This is a genomic window from Phreatobacter sp. (assembly GCF_052440005.1).
Classification (GTDB): Bacteria; Pseudomonadota; Alphaproteobacteria; order Rhizobiales; family Phreatobacteraceae; genus Phreatobacter.
In genome coordinates, this window is record NZ_JBQVQL010000161.1 from 1 (window position 1) to 4,656 (window position 4,656).

5 protein-coding genes are annotated in these 4,656 nt (G+C 70.2%); 4 read left to right on the forward strand and 1 reads right to left on the reverse strand.

What is annotated here, in order from left to right; all coding sequences use genetic code 11:
• The 3 genes from ACT6XY_RS22430 to ACT6XY_RS22440 form a co-directional block, all read left to right on the forward strand.
• Positions 1-1,134: cell wall hydrolase (locus ACT6XY_RS22430; protein WP_444750521.1), on the forward strand; the 1,134-nt coding region annotated here is incomplete at its 5' end.
• Positions 1,135-1,278: 144 nt separating this feature from the next.
• On the forward strand, positions 1,279-1,509 hold the full coding sequence (locus ACT6XY_RS22435; protein ID WP_444750522.1) for a hypothetical protein: 231 nt from the start codon (positions 1,279-1,281) through the stop codon (positions 1,507-1,509).
• 187 nt (positions 1,510-1,696) lie between these two features.
• Positions 1,697-2,938: an MFS transporter gene (locus ACT6XY_RS22440; protein WP_444750523.1), complete on the forward strand. Its 1,242-nt coding sequence runs from the start codon at positions 1,697-1,699 to the stop codon at positions 2,936-2,938.
• 33 nt (positions 2,939-2,971) lie between these two features.
• On the opposite strand, the gene mepA is transcribed toward ACT6XY_RS22440, so the two are convergent.
• Positions 2,972-3,898: a penicillin-insensitive murein endopeptidase gene (gene mepA, locus ACT6XY_RS22445; RefSeq protein ID WP_444750524.1), complete on the reverse strand. Its 927-nt coding sequence runs from the start codon at positions 3,896-3,898 to the stop codon at positions 2,972-2,974.
• Positions 3,899-4,142: 244 nt separating this feature from the next.
• Between mepA and ACT6XY_RS22450 the strand changes: the two genes are divergently transcribed.
• Positions 4,143-4,656: L,D-transpeptidase family protein (locus tag ACT6XY_RS22450; protein WP_444750525.1), on the forward strand; the 514-nt coding region annotated here is incomplete at its 3' end.

Genomic DNA, 4,656 nt, shown 5'->3' on the forward strand with positions numbered 1-4,656 from the left:
GCCCTCGGCGCCGGCATGGACCGCGCCGTCATCTATCCCGTGCCCAACCGCGAGGCGAAGGGCGACCTTCTGCTCGAACGGCCCCGGCTGCGCCTGAGCATCGGCTCGCTGCAGAACGACCCCTCCGTCCTCATGCCGCCCTCCGACCTCTCGGAGGTCTCGCGCTTCACCCCCGCCGCTCCCGAAGAGGGATCGGACACCGAGCACTCCCCGCTCGCCATCGGCGGCCTCCAGCTCGCCGCGGTCTCGCCCACCGTCACCCTCGACGACGCGCCGCCCGCCGCCCGCCTCGGCCTTGCCCCCCCGCCTCTGGAGACAGCCGGCGAGGAGATCGTGGAAGGCCGGCGCTTCGCCGCCACCCTCGACGAGGACAAGGCCGGCATCGCCATCGGCGGCGAGGGCCCGATCGCCCGCGCCGGCGCCGGCTTCGGTGCGCCCTCCATGCCGCTCGAGAGCGCCCCCTTCCGCGTCACCGCGACCCACGATGCCGTCCCGGGCTTCGATCCCGTTCTCGGCCCCTTCGCCACCGACACCCGTGGCGATCGCCCCGACAGCCTGCTCTCCCGCCTGCTCGCGCGTCCCGCGGCGCCGAGCCTCGAGACCCCGTCCAACGACCGCTCTCCGCCGCGGATCGCCGCTGCCGTCCATCCCGCCGTCGCCCTCGGCCTGTCCGGTCCCGCCCATGCCCGCGCCGAGCGCTGCCTGGCCGAGGCGATCTACTGGGAGGCGCGCTCCGAGCCCGAGCGCGGCCAGATGGCCGTCGCCCAGGTGGTGCTGAACCGCTCCGTCTCCGGCTTCTATCCGCGCGACGTCTGCGGCGTCGTCTACCAGAACGCCCACCGCTACCTCGCCTGCCAGTTCACCTTCGCCTGCGAAGGCCGCCGCAGCCTGGTGCCGACCGAGGCTGCCCCCTGGACCCGCGCCACCACCATCGCCAAGGAGATGATGGCCGGGCGGCTCTGGCTGCCGGAAGTCGGCCACGCCACCCACTATCACGCGACCTATGTCCGGCCCTGGTGGGCACGCTCGATGAACCGCCTGCAGCAGATCGGCATCCACGTGTTCTACCGGCCGCGCAATTGGGGCACGGGCCCGCAGGTCCAACTCGTGCGCACGGCGCGGGACGAAAGCTGAGCGGCCTGATCACGCACAGTCACTCGATGATCAATGGACCGTGATCGTGTAACCAAACCGCCGTTTGCTGGGTATCAGCCTGTAGAGACGCCAAGAAGAGGCTCTCGCAAGTCTGCAAGTTACCCCCGCAAACGGAGAATTATCATGCGCAAGATCGTCCTCGCTGCCGCCTTCGCCACGATGTCGTCTGTCGCCGCCTTCGCCGATGCCGGTTCGGCTGGCGTCGACCGCAATCCCGAGCGCCAGGTCATGAACGACGCCCGCCTCGGTCCGGCCGCCCGCGAGTTCACCATGCGCGACCGTCCGGCGATCCCGGCTCCGCGCGCCACGGCCACCACCCCGTCGGGTTCGCTGAGCTACTTCACGGCCTTCTGAGGCCGCTTCCGGGAAGCGCGGCGTCGGGGCATTCCCCGACGCCCGGCTGGCGGCCGCGACGCCGCTGACACCTCTGGCCATCGGGTATTGGTATGGGAGCCATCACGGCTTTTGGCTTCCGGATGTGCCGCGTCGGAACTAGAGTGCCGGACGTGTAGCTGCACGATGCAGGGCCGGAGCTCCCCCGATGACCGCAACGACCTCGTCTCCCTCCCAGGACGGCTGGCGCACCCCCTTCGTCATCATCCTCTGCGGCTGCCTGATCGGCCTGCTGTCTTTCGGGCCGCGCTCCGTCGTCGGCATGTTCCTCATGCCGGTCTCCACCGAGAACGGCTGGACCCGCGACATCCTCTCGTTGACCATCGCCATCCAGAACCTGATGTGGGGCGTCGGCCAGCCCTTCGCCGGCGCCATCGCCGACCGCTTCGGCACGCTCAAGGTCTTCTGGGCCGGCGCGATCATGTATGGTCTCGGCCTCGCCTGCATGGTTCTGCCGCTGCCCCCCCTCGCCATGCACGTCCTCTCCGGCACGCTGGTCGGCCTCGGTCTCGCCGGCGTCTCCTTCAACCTCGTTCTCGCCTGCTTCGCCAAGCTGCTCCCGGAGAGCCGCCGCGCCTCGGCCATGGGCATGGGCACCGCCGCCTCCTCCTTCGGCCAGTTCGTCTTCGCGCCGCTGACGCCTTTCCTCATGGACATGCTCGGCTGGAAGGCGGCGCTGCTGATCTTCTCCTGCGTGCCCGTCCTCATCATCCCCCTGTCCTTCGCGCTGGCGACGCGGCCCTCCTCGGGCATGGGCCAGGGCACGGGCGCGGAGATGAGCATCGCGGCGACGCTGAAGCAGGCCTTCGCCCATCCGAGCTACGTCTATCTCGTCATCGGCTTCTTCACCTGCGGCTTCCAGCTCGCCTTCATTACCACGCACTACCCGACCTACCTGAAGGACCTGAACATCGAGGCCTGGGTGGCGGGCGTCGCGCTCGCGCTGATCGGCCTGTTCAACATCGTGGGGTCGCTGAGTGCCGGGTGGCTGTCCTCGCGCATGTCGAAGCGCTGGCTGCTGGTCTGGATCTACTTCTCGCGCGGCGCGGCGGTGATCCTGCTGTTCGTCTTCCCGCCGAGCACGGCGCTCGCCCTCGTCTTCGCCGCGCTGATGGGGCTTCTCTGGCTCTCCACGGTGCCGCCGACCTCCGGCCTCGTCGCCCTGATGTTCGGCACCCGCTACATGGCCATGCTCTACGGCTTCGTCTTCTTCTCCCACCAGGTCGGCGGCTTCCTCGGCGCCTGGCTCGGCGGCGTCATGTACGAGCGAACCGGCTCCTACGAAGTCATGTGGTATCTCTCGATCCTGTTCTGCATCGGCTCGGGCCTGATCAACATCCCGATCAAGGAGCGCCCGGTGGCCCAGCCCGTCGCCGTCCCGGCCGAGTAGGGCCACGCGGCCCTACCGCCTCCAGGTCAGGCCCTACCGCGCCACGAGCACCTGCCGGCAGGCTTCCGGCAGCGAGGCCATGGTGATCGGCGGCGGCGGCCGCCAGTTCGGGTTCGGCCGCGGGTTCAGCACCGCATCGGTGAACCACCAGTCGAGGTCGGCGCCGCAGCCATCGCCCGTCGGCGGCGGGTCCTGCGGCCGGCAGCCGGCACTGCCCGCCGGGCAGCGGATGCGGATGTGCATGTGGTAGTTGTGGCCCGGCACGGGCCTCACCCGTGACAGCCACGAGCGGTCGGCGCCCGCCTCGCGGCACAGCGCCTTCTTGATCGCGGCGTTCACCAGCACCCGCTCCACCACCGGATCCTGCGCCGCCGCCTTGATCACCCTGAGGTGGTCGGCCGTCCAGGTGGCGGGGTCGATGTCGCGCCGGTCGGTGCGCACCATGTTCACCGCGGAGGTCATCTCCCGCTCCTCGGTCGTCAGACGCCGACGCGGCATGGGGGTGAGCCAGATGTCGGCGTCGAGGCCGATCTGGTGCGAGGCGTGGCCGGTGAGCATCGGCCCGCCGCGCGGCTGCGAGATGTCGCCGACCAGAATGCCCGGCCAGCGCGACACCTGCGGCACCCTGGCCGCGAAGCGCTCGAGGAAGGCCATCATGTCCGGGTGGCCCCACATGCGGTTGCGCGACAGGCGCATGACCTGCCAGGTCTCGCCGTTGACCGGCAGGGCCACCGCGCCGGCGACGCAGCCGCGCGAGTAGAAGCCGAAGGCGCGCGCCTCCATGGGCGCGCCGCTGGTGGCCCGGCCGAACAGTTCCTTGGCGGGAAGGTTCGGATCATTCGGATTGGCGAGCGGCGGCAGCGGCCGCGGAGTGACGGTGCCGGGCGTCTGCGCCCATGCGCCGGCGATGCCGCCAAGGAGGGTCGCACTGACGGCGGCGATGAGGAGGGGGCGGGTCATGGCAGGGGTCCCGTGAATCGGCTGCGCTCACCCTAGTCAGGATGTCATTAACCCTTCCTGTCCGCCGCGGCGGTCGCTTGTCGCAGGCTCTGACGCACCTCCCTGAGGGGAAGGCACGGCCCACCGCGGGTCTCCTCTTAAGGTTGACGGCTTCTGCCCCCTTTACACCAGCCTCTGCTTTGGGAATCACTGGAGAGCGGCCCGCAAGGGAAGCTCTGTTCGTATCGCGTCGGAGGGGGAATCCATGCGTGCATTCCATTGCGCGGCCGCAGTTCTCGTCGGCCTCTTCCTGTGGACCGCCGAGGCCGCCGCCTCCATTGTCGTTCGTGTCGACAAGTCCAGCCAGACCATGCGCGTCATCGTCGACGGTGAGCAACGCTTCACCTGGGCCGTCTCCACGGGCCGCGCCGGCTACAACACGCCCAACGGCTCCTACCGGCCGCAGCGCCTCGAGCGGAACTGGCGCTCGCGCAAATACGGCATGGCCCCCATGCCCCATTCCATTTTCTTCCGCGGCGGCTACGCCATCCACGGCACCAACATGGTTGGCCGGCTCGGCCGGGTCGACAGCCACGGCTGCATCCGCCTTGCCCCCGGCAATGCCCGCACCCTCTTCGAGATGGTGGCCCGCCAGCGCGGCGCGACGCGCATCGTCATCGAGGGCACCTCGCCCCGCCAGGCGCCCCCGGCCATGGTCGCGAGCCGCGCTACGCGCCAGGCCGCGGCAGCCCCGCGTACCGCCCAGATGCGCCTCGCCC

What these genes read in the sequence shown, in the direction of transcription:
- ACT6XY_RS22435 (WP_444750522.1), top strand. Translation starts at nt 1,279, where the DNA reads ATGCGCAAGATCGTCCTCGCTGCCGCCTTCGCCACGATGTCGTCTGTC.
- ACT6XY_RS22440 (WP_444750523.1), top strand. Translation starts at nt 1,697, where the DNA reads ATGACCGCAACGACCTCGTCTCCCTCCCAGGACGGCTGGCGCACCCCC.
- mepA (WP_444750524.1), bottom strand. Translation starts at nt 3,898, where the DNA reads ATGACCCGCCCCCTCCTCATCGCCGCCGTCAGTGCGACCCTCCTTGGC.